The 918-nt window shown below is 40.1% G+C and carries 1 protein-coding gene; it reads left to right on the top strand.

The features are described 5' to 3' along the window. On the top strand, window positions 1-918 hold a 918-nt coding region (locus tag IUY40_RS19160; RefSeq protein WP_229335692.1), incomplete at both ends, for a Calx-beta domain-containing protein.

Below are 918 nucleotides of genomic sequence, written 5' to 3'. Positions count from 1 at the left end.
GTTTGAGTTTTTCTCCTCCTACGGCAAATGTTAAAGAAGGAGAAAGTACTACTATACAGGTAAGTTTACCAGATGGATTTACAGCTACGAATGATATTAAATTCAACTATACAGTTGGAGGTACAGCAACTAGTGTTGACGATTATACAGCATTGACCGGAACAGGAACGATACCAGCAGGTAAGAATTTTGCAGCCATTGTTATAGATGCAAAGACTGATGCTGTTATAGAGCTTGATGAGACAGTAACTTTAACAGGAGGCGCTATAACAGCAGGTTCATTAACAGGGTTTAGCTGGAATGATGCAGCCAAGGAGGCTACAGTAACCATTACAGACGCAAATGATCCGGCACAGAAAGTATTAAATTTTTCTAAAATTAAAGCAGATGTTGTCGAAGGATTAACTAGTAATGTAGAGGTAAATTTGCCAAAAGGAGTTACTCTGGGGTATCCACTGACTGTAAACTATACGATATCAGGTACAGCTATAAATGGTACCGACTATAGTACTTTAACAGGCACGGTAACGATTCCTGCTAGTTACGGATGGGGAGGGTTATACGTAGCTGCTTTTAGAGATTTTATTATTGAACCAGACGAAACGGTAATTTTAACAGGAGGCGATACAGAAGGATTTACCTGGGGAAGTGACAATGTAGCTACAGTTACCATTAAGGATGCAACTGGAACTGATTCAGCAAACAAAGTATTGAGTATTTCTCCACTTACAGCAAGTGTTGCAGAAGGAGAAAGTACTACTATAGAGGTAGGTTTACCAGAGGGGATTACTGTGTCGAGTCCAATAGATATAAACTATTCAATATCTGGTTCAGCCACAGCAGGTACCGACTATACCGCTTTAACAGGTGTAGCAACGATTCCTGCAGGTTCAGGTACGGCAGAAATAAAAGTGGATA

Source organism: Flavobacterium sp. ALJ2, assembly GCF_015594725.1.
In the GTDB taxonomy this organism is placed as follows: domain Bacteria; phylum Bacteroidota; class Bacteroidia; order Flavobacteriales; family Flavobacteriaceae; genus Flavobacterium.
The sequence above is the reverse complement of the archived record's forward strand: the minus strand, read 5'-3'. Positions and strand labels throughout refer to the sequence as shown.